Source organism: Hahella sp. CR1 (assembly GCF_029813005.1).
GTDB lineage: Bacteria > Pseudomonadota > Gammaproteobacteria > Pseudomonadales > Oleiphilaceae > Hahella.
Map to the genome: position 1 here is coordinate 485,678 of NZ_JAPELK010000002.1, position 21,140 is coordinate 506,817.

At 51.7% G+C, this 21,140-nt stretch carries 19 protein-coding genes; 10 read left to right on the forward strand and 9 right to left on the reverse strand.

Features of this window, described 5'->3' with window-relative positions:
- Positions 1 to 84: 84 nt before the first annotated feature.
- A complete protein-coding gene (locus ONV78_RS07685; protein ID WP_216737152.1) occupies positions 85 to 1,017 on the reverse strand; it encodes a glycosyltransferase family 2 protein in 933 nt (310 codons plus the stop codon).
- A gap of 699 nt (positions 1,018 to 1,716) precedes the next feature.
- Between ONV78_RS07685 and ONV78_RS07690 the strand changes: the two genes are divergently transcribed.
- From ONV78_RS07690 to ONV78_RS07715, 6 genes are all read left to right on the forward strand, one after another.
- Entirely contained in the window at positions 1,717 to 3,732 is a 2,016-nt protein-coding gene (locus ONV78_RS07690; protein WP_279502338.1) for a hypothetical protein, read from the forward strand.
- Between the two features lie 406 nt (positions 3,733 to 4,138).
- The gene (locus ONV78_RS07695; protein ID WP_279502340.1) at positions 4,139 to 5,695 is read left to right on the forward strand and encodes an MBOAT family O-acyltransferase; all 1,557 of its coding nucleotides are present in this window, start codon (positions 4,139 to 4,141) and stop codon (positions 5,693 to 5,695) included.
- Positions 5,696 to 5,731: 36 nt separating this feature from the next.
- Positions 5,732 to 6,754, forward strand: coding sequence for a hypothetical protein (locus tag ONV78_RS07700; protein ID WP_279502342.1), 1,023 nt, complete (start codon positions 5,732 to 5,734; stop codon positions 6,752 to 6,754).
- A 352-nt stretch (positions 6,755 to 7,106) separates the two neighbouring features.
- Positions 7,107 to 7,376, forward strand: coding sequence for a LysR family transcriptional regulator (locus ONV78_RS07705; RefSeq protein ID WP_127969502.1), 270 nt, complete (start codon positions 7,107 to 7,109; stop codon positions 7,374 to 7,376).
- A gap of 172 nt (positions 7,377 to 7,548) precedes the next feature.
- Complete coding sequence (locus ONV78_RS07710; RefSeq protein ID WP_279502343.1) at positions 7,549 to 8,832, forward strand: cytochrome B6; 1,284 nt, start codon at positions 7,549 to 7,551, stop codon at positions 8,830 to 8,832.
- 178 nt (positions 8,833 to 9,010) lie between these two features.
- Entirely contained in the window at positions 9,011 to 9,403 is a 393-nt protein-coding gene (locus ONV78_RS07715; protein WP_216737157.1) for a hypothetical protein, read from the forward strand.
- Between the two features lie 307 nt (positions 9,404 to 9,710).
- On the opposite strand, the gene ONV78_RS07720 is transcribed toward ONV78_RS07715, so the two are convergent.
- Positions 9,711 to 10,277: an outer membrane beta-barrel protein gene (locus ONV78_RS07720; protein ID WP_279502346.1), complete on the reverse strand. Its 567-nt coding sequence runs from the start codon at positions 10,275 to 10,277 to the stop codon at positions 9,711 to 9,713.
- Positions 10,278 to 10,619: 342 nt separating this feature from the next.
- Here ONV78_RS07720 and ONV78_RS07725 point away from each other — a divergent pair, with 342 nt between their 5' ends.
- Positions 10,620 to 11,984 (forward strand): DEAD/DEAH box helicase, encoded by a 1,365-nt coding sequence (locus tag ONV78_RS07725; protein ID WP_279502347.1) that lies wholly within the window; start codon positions 10,620 to 10,622, stop codon positions 11,982 to 11,984.
- Between the two features lie 58 nt (positions 11,985 to 12,042).
- Here ONV78_RS07725 and dbpA read toward each other — a convergent pair whose 3' ends face one another.
- From dbpA to ONV78_RS07760, 7 genes are all read right to left on the reverse strand, one after another.
- Positions 12,043 to 13,431, reverse strand: coding sequence for an ATP-dependent RNA helicase DbpA (dbpA, locus tag ONV78_RS07730; protein ID WP_279502348.1), 1,389 nt, complete (start codon positions 13,429 to 13,431; stop codon positions 12,043 to 12,045).
- A gap of 182 nt (positions 13,432 to 13,613) precedes the next feature.
- Positions 13,614 to 13,823 carry a cold-shock protein gene (locus ONV78_RS07735; RefSeq protein ID WP_011398470.1) on the reverse strand — a complete coding sequence of 70 codons (210 nt, stop codon included), beginning with the start codon at positions 13,821 to 13,823 and terminating at the stop codon, positions 13,614 to 13,616.
- Positions 13,824 to 14,329: 506 nt separating this feature from the next.
- Positions 14,330 to 14,797 (reverse strand): hypothetical protein, encoded by a 468-nt coding sequence (locus tag ONV78_RS07740; RefSeq protein WP_279502350.1) that lies wholly within the window; start codon positions 14,795 to 14,797, stop codon positions 14,330 to 14,332.
- A gap of 17 nt (positions 14,798 to 14,814) precedes the next feature.
- Positions 14,815 to 15,543, reverse strand: a complete 729-nt coding sequence (locus tag ONV78_RS07745) for a DUF5818 domain-containing protein (RefSeq protein WP_279502352.1) — start codon at positions 15,541 to 15,543, stop codon at positions 14,815 to 14,817.
- A gap of 37 nt (positions 15,544 to 15,580) precedes the next feature.
- Positions 15,581 to 16,081 (reverse strand): tetratricopeptide repeat protein, encoded by a 501-nt coding sequence (locus ONV78_RS07750; RefSeq protein WP_279502353.1) that lies wholly within the window; start codon positions 16,079 to 16,081, stop codon positions 15,581 to 15,583.
- Positions 16,082 to 16,193: 112 nt separating this feature from the next.
- On the reverse strand, positions 16,194 to 17,117 hold the full coding sequence (locus ONV78_RS07755; protein ID WP_216737164.1) for a metallophosphoesterase: 924 nt from the start codon (positions 17,115 to 17,117) through the stop codon (positions 16,194 to 16,196).
- Positions 17,114 to 18,031 carry a LysR family transcriptional regulator gene (locus ONV78_RS07760; RefSeq protein WP_216737165.1) on the reverse strand — a complete coding sequence of 306 codons (918 nt, stop codon included), beginning with the start codon at positions 18,029 to 18,031 and terminating at the stop codon, positions 17,114 to 17,116. Before ONV78_RS07760 ends, ONV78_RS07755 begins: the two co-directional genes overlap by 4 nt.
- A 96-nt stretch (positions 18,032 to 18,127) precedes the next feature.
- Here ONV78_RS07760 and ONV78_RS07765 point away from each other — a divergent pair, with 96 nt between their 5' ends.
- The 3 genes from ONV78_RS07765 (at position 18,128) to ONV78_RS07775 (ending at position 21,137) form a co-directional block, all read left to right on the forward strand.
- Positions 18,128 to 19,111 (forward strand): putative sulfate exporter family transporter, encoded by a 984-nt coding sequence (locus ONV78_RS07765; RefSeq protein WP_279502355.1) that lies wholly within the window; start codon positions 18,128 to 18,130, stop codon positions 19,109 to 19,111.
- A gap of 282 nt (positions 19,112 to 19,393) precedes the next feature.
- Entirely contained in the window at positions 19,394 to 19,909 is a 516-nt protein-coding gene (locus ONV78_RS07770) for a hypothetical protein (protein WP_279502358.1), read from the forward strand.
- The gene (locus ONV78_RS07775) at positions 19,884 to 21,137 is read left to right on the forward strand and encodes a hypothetical protein (protein WP_279502359.1); all 1,254 of its coding nucleotides are present in this window, start codon (positions 19,884 to 19,886) and stop codon (positions 21,135 to 21,137) included. The genes ONV78_RS07770 and ONV78_RS07775 overlap by 26 nt, the downstream gene beginning before the upstream one ends.
- Positions 21,138 to 21,140 lie beyond the last annotated feature (3 nt).

Here is a 21,140-nt window from a genome sequence, read left to right on the forward strand (position 1 = left end):
AAGGGATACAAAAAAGCCGTTCCGGGACAATCCGGAACGGCTTTTTATTTGGGTCTTGAGTCGTCCTGAGTAGCGAGTCGGCGCTTAACTTTTGCCTGTGATCGCCAGCAGTTTCTGACGCCCCATCACCAGAGCCATGGCCGCCAGTGCCTTAGGGTGCGAAGCTAGAAGGTGCAGATCTCCACATGCCCACATCTTGCCGCCCATTTCCGCCGACTTCACATAGTTGCCGCGACGGCGATAGGCCATTAAAAAGTCAGCGAACATCCATAGTTTCATCTTGGCGACTTCTTTCTTGGGCAGCTGGAATTCACGCTCCACATGACGAATAAACTCCAGCTTGTGCTGCAGATTTTTCTCCATGTCGTCAGTGAGATTGTCGCCTTCATGGTTTTTGATCACCAGAATTTCCGGGACGGTATAACAGCCGCCCGCACGCGCCAGCGCCAGCCAGACAAACCGGTCTTCCGCAAAACGATAAGTCTCGGGAAATCCACCGACCTGCAGCACAGGGTCTTTTTCACAAATCACACTGGAGGTGCCGTTAATGGTGTTCTCCAGAATCAGGCCCTCAAAGCTGGGGCCCGTCTTCACGAGCTTTCTATGCCACTTCACTACACCGTTACATGACGATGACGTAAAGGTATCCAGCATCACGCAATCTTTGCCTTCCCGCACCAATTCATTCCACTTGGCGATCTGCATCTCCAGCTTGGCCGGCAGCCAATCGTCGTCGGAGTCCAGAAACGCCAGAATACGGCCGGTCGCCATCGCCATCGCGGTATTTCTCGCTGCGCCGGGACCGCCGTTCTCCTGACGCTTGAACTTGATGCGCGGATCATTGAATTCTTTTACGACCGCTTCCGGGTCATCTTTCGAACCATCATCCACCACCACAATTTCTCCGGGCAGGACGGTTTGCTTGTAAATGCAGTTAAGAGCTTCTCTCAGCTTATCGGCTCTGTTGTAGATGGGAATAATAACGCTGATATCAGCGGCGGATATTTCCTTACTCATGCAGCTCTCTCGTTTCCGTAATTCATGCTTTACCGGAATGCAGTTTTGTCGAATGGGGCACACTTTAAGTGCATTAACGATAATTTTCTAATGTTTCATTTCGCGTAAAAAAGTGACGACATGGTGTCTATTAACAAGTGAAACATTAGAAAATCCAGCATTGGCGCGGCGGGCTTGGGGCTCTTAAGCAAAATGCGCATAGATTCTCTTACATAAATTTAAGTTTCAACAAGCCTTATACCCTAGGCTTACTGGCCAGGACTATGCCAAGCGGGAAATTTAAGCATTTTTATCAATGGCTTATAGTAATTACCGAAGCAATAAAAACGCCATACATGATACCGCGCCGGAGATTTTTTCGTTGTACTCGTCGCACCTGTCGGTTGACACCCGCCACATGGCTGGCGTGATAGGTCGCGCATTAAGCTCCTTGTTAATGTTGTCTCGTGGAAAATCAGGTTTTGGCGTCCTATATTGACTGAAGGTTCTGTTTTTGCAGGTAAGTCGGGAACCAGCCGGTTCCTGTTTGATCGTTCCGCCAATGAAAGCCGGGCTCAACCCCGGCTTTATACATTCACCAGGGAGCCGGCCGTCTTTCCGACCGCCAGCTTCGGCATAAAGGGATATTTGATCATGAGACATCGAGTAAACAGCTCCTTCCGTCAGACGATAAATTCACATCGTTTTCGCGGTATAAGTATGTTGTTGAAACTGTTTTACATCGCAGCCATTTGTACAAGCTGCGCATCGCCACCACTCCAGGATGAATCGACGGACAAGGAAACCGTCCCTCCTGTCGTCATCGACGACCTTGAGCCGCCCTCCGCCGGACTGGATGCGACTATTACCGCAACCCCTTTGCTGGAATCCGTCAGTCTGGTTCTGGACGGCAGCACCGATCTACAACAAATGAATAACAAGGTGTACTACCGCAAGAAAGGAAACGGGAACTGGCATGACGCCTATTCTCTTGTTGCGGACCCTACCGATGACGCGCTTGCCGGCGGCATTATCGGCCTGGAGGAAAATACCGAGTATGAGGTAAAGGTATCTTTGCTGGAAAACGGCTCGGTTATTCAATCCTTCCAGGCGGAGTTTAAAACCTGGCCAACGGACCCGCCCATCAATCCGGAGAAGGTGTATTCCATTGCGGACATCTACGATGGGGGCATGCTGGATCTGGAAGCGCTAAATATCTCTGGGACAGCGGATGGATGGGCCAAAATTGTCGGCGACGGAAAAACCGTGATTGATGGCGGTTACGACAATTACACCGCCATTAAAATCGGCGGCGCCAGCTACGTGATGTTTGAAAACCTGAAAGTCAAAGGCGGTAGACTGCATGCCATCCACAGCCTGAAAGCTCATCACCTGCGCTTCCGCAATCTCGACGTCGCTGGCTGGGGCCGCACTTCCGGGGCGGTTAACGACGGTATCTCTTATGAGAAACCCAGCGATGATGACCCCATCAATTATGATTCCGCGTTCTGGCTGGAATCAACTGGCGTTGTCGTCGTCGAGCGCAGCTATGTGCATGACCCAAGAACCGGCGCCAACACCTGGGAGTTCGGACATCCATCCGGTCCCAATGCCTACCTGATCTCCACTAAGCATTCCGAACCGGCTTACCGCGGACAAGTTGTGTTGCGTTACAACGACTTCGTCGGCGGCGACAAGCATCGTTTCAATGATGTAGTGGAAAGCCGCTCCAACGGCTCCCGGGACGGTGGGTTTATTCGCGACAGCGATATTTACGGCAACTATTTCGCTTTCAGTAACGACGACCTGGTTGAGCTGGATGGCGGGCAGCACAATGTGCGCTTTTACGGCAATCGTTTAGAAGCTGGTTACAACGGTGTCAGTATCGCTCCCAACATGCGCGGCCCCAGCTTTATCGCCGGCAACCTGATCCACGACCTGGGGGACGAACGCGGCATGGCCTGGACCGCCTTCAAAGCGGGCGGGTTGACGGTCAAACCGGAAGGCACAACCTACCTGTTCCACAATACCGTCTACGCCAAGGCCAATAGCCTGCACGGCACCGGTTACTCCGGCGATCGCGCCTTCAACGCCGTCACTCGCAACAATCTGCTGGTCAGCAGCGCCGGGTGGTCAGAGCGTCAGTACAGCATTCGCGATATTGCCCAGGAGCCCGGTTCCGACTTCGATTTCGACCTGCTTTACAGCACGCAGGCGGCGACGGCCGTAGTACAAGCCTACGGCGGCGCGGAGGAGAACGGCGTAACCAATGAAACGCCGCACTTCCGTGACGCGCCTGCAGGCAAGTTCAATTTGTTGGAAGAAAGCGCAGCCATCGACAAAGGAACATATATCGCCAACTACTCCAACGAAGTGGTCGGGACCGCCCCGGATATCGGCGCCTTCGAGTACGGCGTGGCGAAAATGATCCCGGTGCGCCCAATCAAAATCACGTCGGATGCCTATCGCGTGGATCTGGACGCCCAGTCTCCCGGAGCCCAAACCATCAAGCTCAGCAACAGCGGTTCAGACACTGACTTCAAAGTATTGATCAATCAGCACGCGGACTGGATAAAAGTATCGCCGTCGAATGGAACGATATCCGGGGATGGAACCAAAGAGCTGGAAATCAGCATTGATTCACAAAAGATGGGGGGCTCCGATTCCAGAGCCGGCGCCATCATTATCAAGTTTGATGACGGCTATTCAATTCCTGTCTCTGTATATGCGGATTAACATGACAAGTTAACAACTTTTAATATACAAATTTTGCGAACCAAAACAGGGCGTTAAATATATAAAATGCGCCCTGATTGCACGCTTAATTATGAAAGTCTTCTCACTCTTTGATAAGTGAGAGGACTTTTGTCTCTAATGGTCTTTTTATTGCAGCAATCTGCTCGTAAACTAACGCCCGTGACGCATTCCTCACGCCGCCGCACAAGAGGAAAAGCGGACACTTTGTTATTAATTTCATAAGGCGCGGAGCAACAGGCGGCGCTCTGCTCAATCAGAACAACACCAGGATTTAATCCAACTTCCGCAACCATCAAACCTTGTTTTGACGGCGGCTTCTTATGGATTGAATTTGCTATTGTTTCTGCCTGCGCCCAATTAAATAATGCAGGGACGTTATTTAAGTATGCTATTTAATTCAAACGAATTTTTATTTGTATTCCTGCCCCTGTCGTTGTTGCTGTTTTATCTGGCGCGTAGAGCGCTGGGGAAACGCCCGGCGTTTATAGTTCTGTTTATTCTCTCCCTCGGCTTCTATGGCTGGTGGGAGTGGCGTTATCTGCCGTTGCTGATCGGCTCGCTGGCGGTCAATTTGTGGATCGCCGAACGCATACGCACCCGCAAGCAACGCAGCGACCTAGTGGTCGGCCTGTGCTTTAACCTGGGGTTGCTGGCCGTTTTCAAATACCTCGGATTCATCGAAGGCAATATCGAAGCCCTGTTCGGCATTGAGCTGGACTGGCCGAAACTGGCGCTGCCCATTGGTATTTCCTTCTATACCTTCCAGCAGATCGCCTTTCTGGTTGACGTTGCACGCAGCGACAGCGATGAAGCCACCGACCCCGCCCGCTATGGCCTGTTTGTGAGTTTCTTTCCGCAGTTGATCGCCGGCCCCATTGTTCATCACAAGGAAATGATGAACCAGTTCGAAGCGCCGCCGTCCAATGACAAGTTAATGCGCCTCGCCGCCGTCGGTCTGGCGATATTCGCTATTGGTCTGGCGAAGAAAACCATGATCGCCGACCCCTTGGGCGCATTCGCGACGCCATTCTTCGCCCGGGCCACCGAGGGGGGAGATATTCACTTCTTCATCGCATGGGCCGCCGCCCTCGCCTACACATTCCAGATCTACTTCGATTTCTGCGGCTACTCAGAAATGGCGATCGGCCTGGCGATGCTGTTCGGGGTGAAACTGCCCGCCAACTTCAATTCCCCATATAAGTCGCGCTCCATTATCGATTTCTGGCGTCGCTGGCATATGACCTTATCAAGGTTTCTACGAGACTATCTCTATTTCCCGCTGGGCGGAGGACGCGTATCGCGCTGGCGCCGCTACATCAACCTGATGATTGTCATGCTGGTGGGCGGACTCTGGCATGGCGCCTCCTGGACTTTCGTCATCTGGGGCGGCCTGCATGGCTCCTACCTGATGATCAACCACGGCTGGCGCGCCATTGCTGACAAACCGATGCTGAAGCCGCTGAAAGGCCTGATCAGCAACCTGTCTCTGCCAATCACGTTCTTCGCCGTGGTTATCGCCTGGGTGGTGTTTCGCGCAGAAAGCTTTGACGCCGCCATGGCGTTCTATAACGCCATGTTCGGTTTCCACGGCCTCTCCGCGCCGGAAGAATTCCGCCCGCTGGTTGAAGCATTGGGACTGCAGAACTCCGTTTTCCTGTTCGCCGAAAACTACCGCACGGATTTCTACATGGGACTGATCTGGACGTTTGGCGCCGCCGTCATCGCGTTCTTTGCACCCAGCACTTTGGAGCTGCTGCGCTCGGAGCGTCCCACAGCGGATTTCGACGAGATCGAAAGATCCTTGCCGGCGCCGCGCCGCTACCTGCCATCGCTGGTCAGTATGCGGGCGTGGAGTTCCATCGCGGTAGGCGTGCTGCTGTATATTTCCCTGCGCGCCATCAACGCGGCAGCGGAAACAGAATTCCTTTACTTCCAGTTTTAAAGCATCAGGACTCGTAACACGGAAACGACGTAAATCATGACCAAGATGAGTAACGAGACACCAGGCTCGCACGTACAAACTGATTCGCAACAGGAGCGCGGCAATCCGCTTAAGTTTATTATCGGCGCGCTGGCGACCGCGGCCGCCCTGATGGCGATAAACACCGCGATTACAGCCAGCACTATCGGCCGTCCGACCGCATCGTCGCAGACACTGTGCGATCAAGTGAACGCCCGCATAGACCTGGCTGAGCGCATGCAAGGACCCAATCTGTTGCTTATCGGAGGCTCCGGCGTACGCGCCGGATTTTCCGCGCAAATGCTAAGCGACGAACTCAATCTCAATGCGCTGAACTTCGGCCTGCAAGCCTCCATGGGTCCAGACCTCACGCTGAGTGAAGCCAAGCGCGCGCTGAAGCCCGGAGACACCGCATTACTGGCGTTTGAGTATCCCCAGTATAAGCACGATAGCTGGAATCCTATTGAGCTGAACTACGGCTTGGGTTGCGCAGCGACCTGGTTCAAACAGAAGCCGCTGCCGGAGATTGTCGAAGGACTGATGGCCACAGACCTCACCCGGATTGTTGATGTTTGGCGCTTTGCCTCTAAAGAGAACAAATCGCTTAATACCTTCGACTCCAACGAGCATGGCGACAGACTGCCGGAAAGTTTCCCCGCCGTTTCAGACAAAGTGAAGCGCCGGTTGTCCCTGTATCAGCCAGTGAACATCGGCATAGATACGGAATCCCGGGGGGCTCAGGCTATCAAAGCGTTTGTTGAATACGCCAAGGCCAACAACATCAAGGTTTACGCTACTTGGCCAAACACCATTGATTTTCCCGAGTATCGCAAGACATCCGGCTTTCAGCAGATTAAAGAGTTTTACGCCAACTTGGGCGTACAGATGATTGGCGAGCCGCAGTTGGGCCTGTATCCCACCACTGCCTTCTATGACACGCAGTATCATCTGGACTACGCCTCAATTAAAAAGCGTACCCAGGATTTCATCACCGCACTCAAGCAAGAGCACATCAATTTCTCCGCCGCACAGGGCGGTTGAGTTCCCCTATTCTTCTCTCCCGTTCTCTCTGGCTACGTGATTGCTTCATGCAGCCGGAGAGAAGCTTGATCACTTACTGTCACAGCCCTCCGCCTTACCCGCCTACTAAGCCATCAAAAATATGAATGCATAGCGACATGGCTATCTGAGCCGTGTCACTCCACCCGATATTAGACCAGCGCAGATTAGTTCCATTTAAAAAACCTATTCTCAGGCTATGCGCAATCAATTGGAGCCTCTTTTTTAACGATTTTAATCTTGTGTCTGATACGCCGCCGTTTGTTTTTATTCTGCCGCAGTCACACCAGCGGCGCGGAAGTCGCCACACCTCATAACAAAAAAGGAGCTCCTGATGACGCTGAAGGAACTGGCCTACATCGTAGCGGTCGCAGAGGAATTACACTTTCATCGCGCAGCAGAGCGCTGCCACGTCACGCAATCCACTCTCAGTATTCAGTTGAAAAAATGTGAGGATTACCTCGGGGTCCAGATATTCCGACGTAACCGGCATTTAGTGGAAATCACACCGGAAGGCAAAGAGATTGTGCGCCTTGCGCAGAAGGCGTTAGCAGCGGCGGAACAGATACGCAGCCTGTCCAGAGACCTGCGAGCAATACGGTAATTTAGACAATCAATCACGCGATTTGGGGGCAATGTGTAGACTGGCTTTCACTGGTTTGGATAGGGGATAAGTCATGAAAAAACACAATGGATGCGCATTTGCCGCGAGCCTTTTAACCTTAGCTTTGGCCTCACCGTTAAACGCCGCGGTAGGAAACTCATATGCGCCAGTCGTGGACTCAGAGTCCTTCGACAGCGTCAAACAACGCATGGAAGGCGCCAAGGATGAAGTCGTCGCACGTCATAAAACATTGCTGGAAGAACGCTACGATCTGGCGGACAAACCGTCATCAGAGATAACCATGTCCAGAGGCAAGCCAGTGCAAACGGGCGTGCGGGTGAAGCTGGCCAATGGCGTGACCTGGGAGCAGCTCACCACGATGACGCCGGCGCAGATCAAACAGAAAGGCGTGTTTCCAAAAGGATTCCTACCGCTGCCGCATCCGAATCACAGTGAAGGTGGCATGCTGTTTCCGCAGTTTCATATTGATGAAATTAAAAAGCAGGAAGGCCGGGACCTGGCGCGTTTCGATCTGGATTTTGTCATGCCGACTCATTTTCTACCGGAGTTTCCTGCGCCCATTTATCTCACCACCCGCCCGGACCTTGGCGATGTCTCTCATGGCGAAGAGGTGACCCTGCAGAACTACTATGAAATGTTTTCCGGCGTTCTCAATCCCAAACAGCTGGAAGGGTTGCGCTTATTAGTCACGCCTTTTCCGCAACAACAGTTCAACGCCACAACGGATCGACGTTCCGCTCAACCCAGCATGGGCGTCGCCTGTTTTGACTGCCATACCAACGGGCATACCAACGACGCCACTCACTTGGTCGGAGATATACGCCCGCAGGAGCGTCGCCACCGCATCAACACGCCCAGCCTGCGCGGCGTCAATGTACAACGCCTGTTTGGATCGCAACGCGCGCTGAAGACGGTTGAGGATTTTACCGAGTTCGAACAACGCGCCGCCTATTTTGATGGCGATCCGGTCATCGCCACCAAGAAAGGCGTCAATATTCTGGAACGAGGCAGCCAGGTTCATTTCATGGGCGAGTTTCAGGCGTTACTGGATTTTCCTCCTGCGCCCAAACTGGACCTGTTCGGCAAGCTCAATCCTGACAAGGCCACGGAGTCCGAACTGCGAGGACAGGAAATTTTCTTCGGTAAAGGCCAGTGCGCGGCATGCCATGTTCCGCCTTACTACACCGACAATCTGATGCACAATCTTAAAGTAGAGCGCTTTTACAACGAAGAGATGATCAATGGCATGCTCGCTGGCGCTGATGGCCCCATCAAGACCTTTCCGCTTCGGGGCATAAAAGATTCGCCAACCTACCTGCACGACGGCCGCCTGCTGACATTGGAAGACACAGTAGAGTTTTTCAACCTGGTGCTCGGCGTTAAATTGAACAAGCAGGAAAAACAGGATTTGACGGCATTTTTATACACCCTGTAAGAACCTTGCGGTTTTCGCTTAACCGATCAATGGTTTATAGGGCTGACGCCTCCGCCATATAAGAGTGTTTACGGTGGGTAATCTCAGCGCGGAGGCGGTTATAACTGGACTCTGGCCTGCGATGAGGGGTACAGTACCCCCCTCCCTCTCATTAACCCACCGTGGACACCACACCTATATGGCAAGAGAATTCCAAGACACCCACTTCCGCGTAAAAAAACTGAATGGTTATAAAGTACGAGAATTTAAGGCTTTATTGGAAGCCAACAGCGCCGACGATACGCCGGTTCTACTCAACCTGAAAACAGACCACAAGCTTTGGTTCCGCTTTTTCCTGGATGAAGGCAAAGGTTTTTGGGAAGAGTGGGAAGATTTTGACGATAAGCCAGGCGATGGAGAAAGAGAAGTCGACTATGCGTCGCTTTTCAACATCAAATCCAAGACTATCAAAGATATCTGTTGTGAAAACGCCAGAATCAAAATCAGATTCGAAGGCGGCGGCGAGTTCTGTCTGAAATCGAAAGACGAGAGCAACCACGACGCCGAAAGCCAGGCGACATTCCGTCGCTAAGCGGTTAACAGCACTTCTGTTCGATCCCTTTCTTTTTAGCGCTTTTCGCCCACAGGGCGCGCGCCCTACGAAATTCCGGGATAAATCAGTCGCCCACCGTCACACAATGCCGGTTTGTATCCGGTATGACTTACATTAAAAATAAATCGCGGCCGTTAAGGCATGAGCGTATTTGCACGCTCAGCATACTGCTCTAAACGGCCGCCAGACTCTACCTTTAACAGGACGCAGTCGGCTCCCCGCAGACGCAAGTCGACGGACTCGCTCATTGGGGCATGAGTTAAAGCGACTACGGAAAAGGAAAGTGCTAGAAGGTGTACGTAATGCCGGTAAGAAAGACGTTAGAATGCGAGCCTTTAGGCAAGCCTATATATTGATATTCCAGAATCGTCACCCCGAAACCACCTTCTTTTCTCTTCCAGTTGAGACCCAAACCACCATACGGACGCACGCCAGTGTATGTCTTGTCTTCATCCTGCTTATCGCGATCCTTATAGTCGATACTCACGCCATAATCAGTGTAAGCGCCGCCGACTTTGGCAAATGCATTAAATCTCTCTGAAAGCGCCGTCTCGCCTTTGATACTCAGAGCAAAGCCATCATATTCGGTAGATTCGGTATACTCACCAAGGCTGCCAATATAAGAAGTAAAGCCGGAAGTGATATTTTGCTGGGCGAACCAAGTGGCTTCCACCGCCAGAGACGGATGGAAATAATAGCTATAGTTCAGCTGTACGTGAAAGCCGACATCAGAGTTGTCACCACGGGTATCGCCAAAACCCAGAGAAGCGCCTAATTGGTGCTCGTATGCGTTCGCACAAGCTGAACTTAAAGACATAACCACGGCGAAAACCACGCTTGTGGATCTAGACATAAACATCCTCAACATAAAAATACAATCAATACAAAGACCTGGCGGTCTACGCTCCATTAAGCGCAGCATTTTACCCTAACGCTACAGGCGCCACCGTTACTGTATTTTACCTACGCTCCCCTGCGTAAATTACGTACGCCCCGGCGAGATGAGAACGAAGCACACCCGGCTATTCCTGGGTTAGAGCCCAGGAAACAACGTTAAAATAACTTATCGAGACCTTTGTCAATCGGGGCATGTCCTCTGCTCAAATGATGGTCCTGAGCGAACGCTTACTGTAAGCTGCACGTCCGCCAGCGAGGCTGGCTCCAACACTGTATCAGCAAGAAGAAGTTATCCTATATGAGCTTTGCCTCCCTCGGCTTGTCCGCCCCCATTCTCGACGCTATTTCTGAACAAGGCTACACATCGCCCTCCCCCATCCAGCTGAAGGCGATACCTGTCGTACTGGAAGGCAAAGACGTCATGGCGGCCGCGCAGACGGGAACCGGTAAAACCGCCGCCTTCACGCTGCCCATTTTGGAACGCCTGTCTAAAGGCGAGCGGGCGCGCTCCAACCAGGCTCGCGCCTTGATCCTCACCCCAACGCGGGAGCTTGCAGCTCAAGTCGGCGACTGTGTGTCCCTTTACAGCAGCAAACTGCCTCTGCGCTCCACCGTGGTTTTTGGCGGGGTAAAAATTAATCCGCAGATGATGCGCTTGCGTCGCGGCGTAGATGTGCTGGTGGCGACGCCTGGACGCCTGCTCGACCTGTACAATCAAAACGCCGTGCGCTTTCAGGATCTGGAAGTGCTGGTGCTGGATGAAGCCGACCGCATGCTGGACATGGGCTTTATCCACGATATTCGCAAGATTCTGGACATTTTGCCGAAGCGTCGGCAAAACCTGATGTTCTCCGCCACCTTCTCTAACGATATTCGCAAGTTAGCGAAGGATCTGGTTAACAACCCGGTGGAGATTTCCGTGAGTCCGCCCAACACCACGGCCAAAACGGTCAAGCAGTGGATTCACCCGGTAGATAAAAAGCAGAAATCCGCACTATTGGCGCAACTCATCCGCGACAATAACTGGGATCAGGCTCTGGTATTCAGCCGCACCAAACACGGCGCCAACCGCCTGACGCGGCAACTCAGCGCCAAAGGCATCAATGCCGCCGCCATCCATGGCGACAAAAGTCAGAACGCCAGAACCAAAGCACTGGCGGATTTCAAAGCGGGAAGCGTACAGATTCTGGTGGCGACGGACATCGCAGCGCGCGGCATCGACATTGATCAACTGCCGCAGGTCGTGAACTTTGATCTTCCCCAAGTAGCGGAAGATTATGTACACCGTATCGGACGCACAGGCCGCGCTGGCGCGGAAGGACAAGCCGTATCGCTGGTCAGTGCGGACGAGTTCAAATTACTCGCCGATATCGAAAGACTGATTCAAAAGCGCCTGCCCCGTGAAGAAATCGACGGATTTGAGCCTGAACAACGGCTGCCGGAGTCGCGTCTGCCGACTCAGCCCGTGAAGGCGCGCAAGCCGAAGAAACCTAAAGTAGCCAAAAATGGGGATCAGCGCGGTCAAGATAGAAAGGGCGAGAAAAAAGGTCCTCGACAAGACGGCGCAGCGAGAAATAATACAAACGCGCCTCGCAGACAACGCAGAAGAGGCGCTGGCGGCGCTGGGAGACCTGCGCCACGCAAAGAGGCTAAGAGTAACTAGTCGCTTCTTAGATCTCAGACTTCGGGGCTGACTTGTAACAGTAAGCCCCGACTTCTCATCAATTCCTGATCTTTCTAACCCGAAACGATCGCCCTTTCATTTTTCCTTTGCCCAGTTTATCCATAGCAAGTTTGACGACGCTGCCCGCGACGGCGACATATGCGCAGTTGTCAAAAATGTGAATTTTGCCAACCAGTTTGCCGTCAACCCCGCTTTCCCCTGTCAACGCGCCGAGAATATCTCCTGGACGCACTTTCTGCTTCTTACCGCCATCGATCTGCAGGGTTTCCATTGGCGGTTTATACGCCGTGTTCTTCAGCAGACTGGTTGCTGGCGCAGGTTCTGCGCTGACAATAATCTCCTGATACTCTTCCAGACGAGCAATTTTGTACATCTCGGACTCACTATAGAGAGTACAGGCAACACCGCTCGCGCCAGCGCGGCCGGTGCGCCCGATACGATGCACATGAACCTCTGGGTCGCGGGCGATATGGAAGTTGATGACGGCATCCAGAGCGTCGATGTCCAGCCCGCGGGCGGCGACATCGGTAGCAACCAGAATAGATGCGCTTTTGTTAGCAAAGCACACCAGCGTCTGATCGCGATCTCTCTGCTCCAGATCGCCATGCAAGGCGACAGCGCTGAAACCGTGGCTCACCAGCATATCCGCCACTTCCTGCGTCTCGCGCTTGGTGTTGCAGAATACGACGGTGGATTCTGGCTTATACTGCAGCAGTAACAGTCGCAATACTTCCAAACGATGCGCATCGCCTTCCACCTTGTAGAAATACTGCTGAATACTGGTGTCGTCATGTGAAGACTCCACCTTGACCATCACGGGGCTGAGCATGACTCGCTCCGCGATGGACTGAATCTGGCTCGGATAGGTAGCGCTGAACAGCAGCGTTTGCCGCTGCGCCGGCATCTTTTCCACGATAGCGTCCAGCGCCGCCTGAAACCCCATGTCCAGCATGCGGTCCGCTTCGTCGAGCACCAGGGTATGCAGTTCGTTTAGAACCAATGTTCCTTTACGCAAATGCTCTTCAACACGTCCCGGCGTCCCTACAATGATGTGCGCGCCATGTTCCAATGAACCAATTTGTGGCCCAAACGGCATACCACCGCATAGTGTTAATACTTTGATGTTATGAATCGCTCTCGCCAAACGGCGAATTTCTTTGGCGACCTGATCCGCTAATTCCCGCGTGGGGCATAAAACCAGCGCCTGGACGCAAAAGCGTTTTACATCGAGTTTGTTCAGTAATCCCAAGCCAAAGGCCGCCGTCTTGCCAGACCCGGTTTTACCCTGAGCGATAACATCCTTTCCCGCCAGTATCGAAGGCAGGCTTTGCGCTTGAATAGCCGTCATAGAGTGGTACCCAAGCGTGGACAGGTTCTGCAACAGTCCTGGATGCAATGAAAGAGAGGAGAAAGCGGTGGCGCTCAAGGTGAAGTTCCTTTGGATGGTATAACTGCGGTGCGTCGCTGGCGTCGATTAGTCACCGCGCGATGTGATGTATCAAACAACAAAAAAGGGCAAGGCTACAAGCCCTGCCCTTTGTGTCTCATCTGTCGATCAGACGGCGATCCCTTTGCAGTATTTGCTCAGGTTCGCAAAAAATACGCCGCTTACAGCGGAACGATGTTCTCTGCCTGAGGTCCTTTCTGTCCCTGAGTAATTGTGAACTCGACTTTCTGGCCTTCGGTCAGAGTTTTGAAACCAGAACCAGTGATGGCGCTGAAGTGAGCAAAAACGTCAGGACCGGATTCTTGCTCGATAAAACCAAAACCTTTGGATTCATTGAACCACTTTACAGTGCCGGTAACAGTATTGGACATAGTCATATCCTAAATAATCTTGAGTAAATCAATGCCTTGCATAAGGCCGCTTTGCTGGAAGTTTTTCTATTACTTATGAAAACAGGACGAGGACTATAGACAGGACTTCGAAATGGTATTGCATAAATATCAGATTTACTTACAGACTGCTCAAAGTATATGCAGGGCGATTTCGGTGTCAAGATGGAACAGACATATCCTTTCGTCTTCGTGGCCAAGTTTTCTAATTTTTGATCTATTTATAGCAAACGAGACGGAATTCCCCCCACTTTTACCCCGGCGGCGCCCTTGCCAGACAGATAAACGCAACGGCTGACTCATGATCAAACTAAATACAATCTGGATTGTCTGACATTCATGCATAGAGGCTTCAGAGGCAAGAAAGTATTTAGTCGTCAAGAAACAATTCTACTCTCCAAATAATTGATCGTTGTTCAAATAAGCAAGCACTTCTATTTCCTGACCGAATGGACAGATATAAATAGAAACAGCGTCAACGTTTTTTGTTACGTATAGATTTCGCCAAGCATTCCTGCAGCCTGAGCGGGCTGAATTGCATCAGCCGGGATATAGATAAACGGACCATAGCTTTCCATGCGAACAAACATACCTGTTTCGGTTTTAAACACCGGCTCAGGCCACTTTTTCTCATCACCCGCTCCGAAACCAATACCGTCTTGGTAAAAACGAACCTTGATTTCAGCAACGCGCTTCCCGCTCTTCATTCGATGGGTAATCCATCGCTTTTTTTGAGCGGGAATTGCAATGAAAGCGCCCGCGCCATAAATCAGCGCAACCACGCCAAAAGATAAAGGGTAAACGCCGCCAATCACGCATGACACAGCGCCTGCCGCAAGCAGGAAGCCCGCCCATAAGGGGGCGAACTTCCTCCAACGGTCAATGTGTTTGAGCCACTGACTATATTCTTCTTCGTAATAGCGTTTTGACTTGCTGAAATGCGCTTCGTCGATCATTTACCCAACTTTGCCAATTAATCGGCGTTCTGCTGCTGGGTGACGTCATAGCAGTTCGGAGCGGAAGCGCCGATATAATCGACGGAGATAGTGACGCCCTGCATGCAGAATGAATACTCCGCCGCTTCGCCCGTGACATACACATCATCTCCCGGGCGATATCCACTCAAATCACCGCCCAGAGTGTAAAGACGCCCTTGTGTGTCCCTGAATGCAGGACACTCAACACCCTCCTCGGTAAGCCGCCCCTTCAGACAGACTTTCTTGGATTGCGACACGTCAGATTCCCCCAGCATGGCCGCCTTCGAGTTACTCTCCGCATGAACGCGAACGCCTTTCAATCCATCCGGTATCACCGCCATACGATATGTCACGCTCATAGAGGAAATGACTTCCGCGGCCGGCTGATCCGGGGGCATGGCGACAAACCCAAAGTCGTAGATTCCGTCTGGGGGCGCCTGTATGTATTGGAAAGCAACCAGCTCAGCATTGCTCCAGCCTGCGGTAGGTATCATCCCTTCCGCCCGAATCTCCAGCATAGGCGGATAACTTTCCAGTATGTTCACCTGTACGTTATCGACCCGGTATACCATGGATTTCGCAGCAGATTGTCTTTGGTCTGCGGCGTCCCCATCCGCCCAAACCTCCGCCGGCGCCGCCAAAAGCAGCGGCAAACAGACGGCCATATGTCTCAGATTTACTCGCGCCCCAGTGAAAAGACTGACGCCTTTATTTATTCCATTCATTTTTTCGTCCTTTTTGAGTCAGTATGAAAATACTCTTTCATTCCCGCCAAGTTCTCGTCAGATCTTCAGAATAAAGAGCGATGGCTCTTCGGTATTCCTGCACATAGGGGTCCTGGGAGGTAGCGGCGATCACTTTCAGCAGCGTTTCAACAGACTGCCTGGATTCCCCTACATTGAACAAAGCCATGGCTTTGAACACGTGCAACTCATGCGCTTCAGGAAACTGCGCCAGCCCTTCATCAAAGGTATTCAGCGCCAGCTCATATTCTCCCAGTGCGCGATAAGTGCTGCCCAACCCCAAATATGCGCCTCGCAGCAGCGTCTCCGATAACTCTCCGGAGATTGCGTTGAGATAGTACGGAACAGCTTCCGCCTCCAATCCCAAATAGTCATGAACGCAGGCGGCCTCGTACTGTAGCTCAGCGTCTGTAGGAAAATCTTCCGTCAATTGCACGGCAAGGTTACGCGCATCTTCATGACGCCCTTGCTCCCGTAGATATCTAATGGACTCTGCATTCATCATACTTTTTACTGTCACTCCGTCTGAAAACTCCCCTTCAACATCCCGGAAGGAGATTACGATCACCCGGCTTCACGCCGCATTCTGCTGTATTTCATTTTCCCCAAAACTGACTGGGAACAATTCACGCTTAAGCATGAATAAAGTTTTCTTTCCGTAATACCGACTCGCCACTCCAGCGGTACGCCACCAACTTCCCCTGCTTGGCCACTGAATAATCAAGGCAAGCCACATTGGAAGCCAACGGCTCCGGTTCGCCCGCCAGCCAATAATGACCAACAAAACAAGGCGGCCGTTCTTCTCCATATCTGGGCATCGTTGCCGGAGCCGGAAGTTGTGCGGCGTCGCCAATCTCCAAACCAATAGGCAACGCCACCTCTCCTAAAGTCTTCGCATCGCGCCGCCACCACTGCACGCGAATAGCGCCCCTTTCGGTTCCATCTTTGTCATGAAACACGATTCCATCAGGCAACTCTACCTCTACCCCCTTAATCAGGGTTTCAACGGCAGTGAACATCTGGTGTCCTTCAGTGGAGGCGTCAATCAGCATGTCCAGATCCAGCAACCCGGAGGGCGAGCGCGTACGAACGATGTCGATGTAGTCATCATGCCAACAGGCGTGAATAACTCGCAGGCCGTCCAACTCCAGCCAGAGCGGCAAGCTATGGAAAAACGCCAGCACGTCTTTTTTCAATTCAGGCTCAGATTCAAACTCGTTCAGAAAAGCCTGATGCTGGCGGATATTCTTTTCCGTACGACGGCGCAGATACTCTCCCTGGTGTAAGGTGTGGAACGCCAGCGCATTAAATTCATGATTCCCCATCACCGCCAACGCATGACCATTACTCACCATTTTCATGACCAGCGCCAACAGTTCACGGTGTTGCCGCAAGTGTTCTCCGCGGTCAATAAAATCTCCGAGAAAGATGACTTTGCGCTCTGGATGCGCATAACCATCGCCAGTATCCACATAGCCAAGCAGTCGCAGCAATTTGATCAGTTCATCCGCATGGCCATGAATATCGCCAATAATGTCGTAATACTGCCTTTTCATATTCGTTCTCCCTCTCCAGTAGGGTGACGGTTCGCCTCTCGCTCCCTCTCCTGCAATAACGCAATAAACGCCTTAACCACGGTCGACTCTCTGTTGTCCGGCGAAATTATCCACGAGAACTGGCGCGTCAGATTAAGGGGTGTGCTCAGCTCAACCAGCAGACCCTCGCGCACTTCGTCCACAATCGAAAGCCCTGACAGACAGCCTACGCCCAGCCCCGCACGCACAGATTGCTTGATCGCCTCCTGTCGGGACAACGCCAGAGCAATGCGCGGCCGCACGCCCATGGCTTGCATCGCCGCATCAAACACCGCCCGCGTGCCAGACCCAGTCTCGCGCACGATCCACGGAAACTGCTCCAGCGCTTCCACTCCAATGTTATCAACCTGCGTCAAAGGATGTCCCGTCGCGCAGAAAATCGCCAACCTATCAGACTGCCAGGGTGCGATGTGCAATGTGGGGTGCAGGGCTGGCCCCTCAATCATGCCAATGTGCGCACGCCCTTTTTCAAGTAAAGCAAGCACCGTCTCTGTATTCTGTATCTGCAAATCGGGCTCTACTTCAGGATAGCGTTTGACGAACTCCGCCAACAGTGAAGGAAGCAGATAGGAAGCAATTGTAACGCTGGCCGCCACACGTAGAGGACCAGCCACTTTTTCAATGTCAGGCAGCGCCAATCCATCCACCAAACCAAGAATTCGTCTTACGCGCGGCAGTACACGCCTACCAGCGTCACTCAGCTCCAGCTCCCGCCCCACTTTATTGAGCACAGCGTAACCCAGCGCCTTTTCCATTTCCCGAATGGACTGGCTTGCCGCTGACTGACTGAGACATTGCTCCTCAGCCGCCAGAGTTAATCGCCCCAATCTGGCGGTAGCCTCAAACACTCGCAATTGCCGCAGACTCACATTCATCGATTTTTCTAAACTATTACTTAAAAAACATCCAATATACTTATCATAGACGTTTTCTTAAAGTCCCCTTAACGAAAATATAAAGGGGCTCACGCCATGCTAATCCGCCTGATCGCGCTTGCTGTTTGCGCTATCCTACTCGCTCAAATTCCCTTTATCGCCGCCTTGGGACTCAGCGCCCTTCCCCTGGCCTCACTGCTGGGTCTGCTTTATGGCGCAGCGACTACCCACAACACCCAAAGCGCCGCCACTACCCTTAACTTCTGCCAACAGAAACTGCTGCGCCTGGGCATCATCCTGTTCGGCTTCAACCTCAGTTTTCAGCAAATAGCCGCTATTGGCTGGCGCACTGTATTGCTCGACGCCATCGTTATCATTTTCGTGCTTTCTGTCGGTATTTATCTGGGGGTCAAGCTCCTGCGCCTGCCCAAGGAGATAGCAACGCTTACCGCCATAGGCAGCGCAGTTTGCGGAGCTGCCGCCATCATGGCCGCCGAACCTGTCGTTCGCGCCAAAGAGCAGGATGTCGCGGTCGCAGTGGGAACAGTGGTCGTTTTCGGCACTCTAGCCATGTTTATCTACCCCGTCATATACCGCTTTACTGCAATGGAACCATCGCTATTCGGGATTTATATCGGCAGCACCGTACATGAGATCGCCCAGGCTGTCGCAGCGGGACAATCGATCAGCGGAGAAGCCATGCAATTCGCGGTAGTCGCCAAACTCATCAGAGTGATGTTGTTGGCCCCGGTCATCATCGCTCTCAGCGCCCTGCTATTCCGCGCACCCGCCGGAGCCCAGACTCAAACAAGGATCGCCATTCCCTGGTTTGTCTTGGGTTTTATCGCCGCGGCAGCCATCAACAGCTTGATCACCCTACCTGAGTTTGTATTGGAAGCATTGAAATGGACCTCCCAGCTCGCCCTCACCCTGGCCATGACCGCTCTTGGCGTCAAAACCCGCTGGAGCGACATACGCCAAGCTGGCGCAAAGCCCATCGCATTATCGTTGATTCTGTTCATCGTATTACTGGCAGGCGGATTTGGATTGAACGCATGGATGCTTGAAGCGACGATTTAGAGGTTGCTATCGCCCTCATGCGCACCAGTCATTACAAATAATTATTTAAAGCCGATTTGCATGCAGGGCGGAGCTCGTCTGCGATTATACTCCGAGTCCAAACTTCGCCTGTTATGTCTGCTATTTCACTGGGGCTTACAGGCAGTCGAGCTAGCGCCCAAACGCCAATCCGGCAAACTTGCATAGGTTCATCCACCCACTAACCACATGACTCATTTAGCCAGGATCACACAACAGATTCGCAAAATATTCCAAGGGGTTAAGAGCGCAGAAGAAAGTGTTATGAAGAGCTCAAGCTTCTCACAATGCATGCGAGGGCTCTTTTATGGCGTCTTTCTTATTCCATTAACCGCATGGGCCATTTTAGACAACCTGACCTCCAACGAGACGCCTGGCGATCCCTCCACTTGGTCAGATGGCTTGTTACTGATGGTCCTCCCCATTCTTCTGCTCGCTATCCTTTTAGCTGCAATGACGATAGAAATACTGATTTTTTCAATCCTGGAGAACATTGCCTTCAGGAAAAACACACCGCATCCACTTTACGCACGCCTGGGAGTCGTATCCTACTCCATCATTGGCATTTCTTATTCTTCCTTTACTTTGCTCTATTGCCTCAATGGTCTGTTTAGCCTCGCGATAGCAGTCAATCCAATTACCGCCAGATTAGTCATCATGCTGGTGAGAAGCAGTTATGAGGGTAGACGTCGATTGAGTCCATCTGGATACCTTTTCGTTTTTATATCTTCCCAAGTCTTAGCGAGGAATATTCATGGGTTCGTGGAAGGACATATTTAACAGAGCTGTTTCGCTATGGAGTTCAAGGAATAGACTCTTAGAAAATATCTACTCCGTAGACGACGAAGAGGTGGGCCAGCTAGTAAGTACAGAAGCTGAGTATGAAAACAACATTCAGGAGTTAGCAAAAGTCTCTCATGCAGAGGAGTGCCGATCTGTTATTGCTGATGCCCTGAAGGGAAATGAGCTTCGTTGTACAGTTGCCTGCCATATCATAATCGAATCCCATAACTCTGATCTTGAGAGCCTTCTGCTAGAAAGGATTCAAGACAAAAGCTCCTACACACATCGAAGAATGGCTGCAGCTTTACGGGTTTGTACAAAAGACACAATCCTAAGATTTGGTCAAAAGGCGCTCGAACTCAATAGGCTTTGGATTGACGAAGCTCTATCCAGTCTTGTTGCTAAAAACATGCTGCATGAACTGTTACCTTTCTACATTACAGATAACAGGCTAAAGCACGTATCCACAGACTTTGTCTCCATGATCGGATACTTGGGAGCAAAGAGTTGCCTCTCCCAAATACGAGCACTCATGAATGATAGCTCCAACGACATCTATACAAGACTAACTTGCGCCCAGAGCCTTCTAATGGCAGGCGATGACGAAGGCCTGCAGTTTTATATAGAAGCACTTACAAACAAGCTTGATGATGGAACTCTTGCTTTTACTATCGCTGAGTTTTCCTCTCCTCGTATCTCATTGGAGCTATTAGAGAGAGAGGCCAACACTCACAGCGCTATTGAGAGCGATCTCGTTAGTATAGTTAAAGCCCTTGGCCTTACCGGAAGCATCAACGCAATCGATAAGATCAAACCTTATCTGTCGCATCATAGCGAAGAAGTTCGAGCCACAGCGAGTCTAGCCCTCACTGAGATTACCGGTGAATGGGACATTGATGAGTACTCCGATGCCGGCGAGCTGACTAGCTTCTGGAACGATTGGCTAAATATCAATCTTGCTAATTTTGATCCAAAAGTGCGTTATACCAAGGGAGAAGTATTCTGCCTGATGACAAAGGCCGAAAACATGCTGGATTCAGACCAGGAATCAAGGTCAATTTTTCATGACGACTTAATTGTTTACTCAGGTCTACACTTGCCATATGACTCAAAGAGCTACTTTATTATCCAACAGCAACATGTTGAAGAATGGAAATCTGCAATTATTAATGGAACTCCGATAACTACAGGGCTGTGGCTGAGGAACGGAAAGAAAGCAGAGTAATGC

Bases quoted from the DNA above. Each gene is read 5' to 3' on its own strand.
- ONV78_RS07690 (WP_279502338.1), top strand. From the start codon at position 1,717: ATGTTGTTGAAACTGTTTTACATCGCAGCCATTTGTACAAGCTGCGCA.
- ONV78_RS07685 (WP_216737152.1), bottom strand. From the start codon at position 1,017: ATGAGTAAGGAAATATCCGCCGCTGATATCAGCGTTATTATTCCCATC.
- ONV78_RS07765 (WP_279502355.1), top strand. From the start codon at position 18,128: ATGCTAATCCGCCTGATCGCGCTTGCTGTTTGCGCTATCCTACTCGCT.
- ONV78_RS07695 (WP_279502340.1), top strand. From the start codon at position 4,139: ATGCTATTTAATTCAAACGAATTTTTATTTGTATTCCTGCCCCTGTCG.
- ONV78_RS07700 (WP_279502342.1), top strand. From the start codon at position 5,732: ATGACCAAGATGAGTAACGAGACACCAGGCTCGCACGTACAAACTGAT.
- ONV78_RS07770 (WP_279502358.1), top strand. From the start codon at position 19,394: ATGAAGAGCTCAAGCTTCTCACAATGCATGCGAGGGCTCTTTTATGGC.
- ONV78_RS07720 (WP_279502346.1), bottom strand. From the start codon at position 10,277: ATGTCTAGATCCACAAGCGTGGTTTTCGCCGTGGTTATGTCTTTAAGT.
- ONV78_RS07745 (WP_279502352.1), bottom strand. From the start codon at position 15,543: ATGAATGGAATAAATAAAGGCGTCAGTCTTTTCACTGGGGCGCGAGTA.
- ONV78_RS07755 (WP_216737164.1), bottom strand. From the start codon at position 17,117: ATGAAAAGGCAGTATTACGACATTATTGGCGATATTCATGGCCATGCG.
- ONV78_RS07705 (WP_127969502.1), top strand. From the start codon at position 7,107: ATGACGCTGAAGGAACTGGCCTACATCGTAGCGGTCGCAGAGGAATTA.
- ONV78_RS07715 (WP_216737157.1), top strand. From the start codon at position 9,011: ATGGCAAGAGAATTCCAAGACACCCACTTCCGCGTAAAAAAACTGAAT.
- ONV78_RS07735 (WP_011398470.1), bottom strand. From the start codon at position 13,823: ATGTCCAATACTGTTACCGGCACTGTAAAGTGGTTCAATGAATCCAAA.
- ONV78_RS07760 (WP_216737165.1), bottom strand. From the start codon at position 18,031: ATGAATGTGAGTCTGCGGCAATTGCGAGTGTTTGAGGCTACCGCCAGA.
- ONV78_RS07775 (WP_279502359.1), top strand. From the start codon at position 19,884: ATGGGTTCGTGGAAGGACATATTTAACAGAGCTGTTTCGCTATGGAGT.
- ONV78_RS07740 (WP_279502350.1), bottom strand. From the start codon at position 14,797: ATGATCGACGAAGCGCATTTCAGCAAGTCAAAACGCTATTACGAAGAA.
- ONV78_RS07725 (WP_279502347.1), top strand. From the start codon at position 10,620: ATGAGCTTTGCCTCCCTCGGCTTGTCCGCCCCCATTCTCGACGCTATT.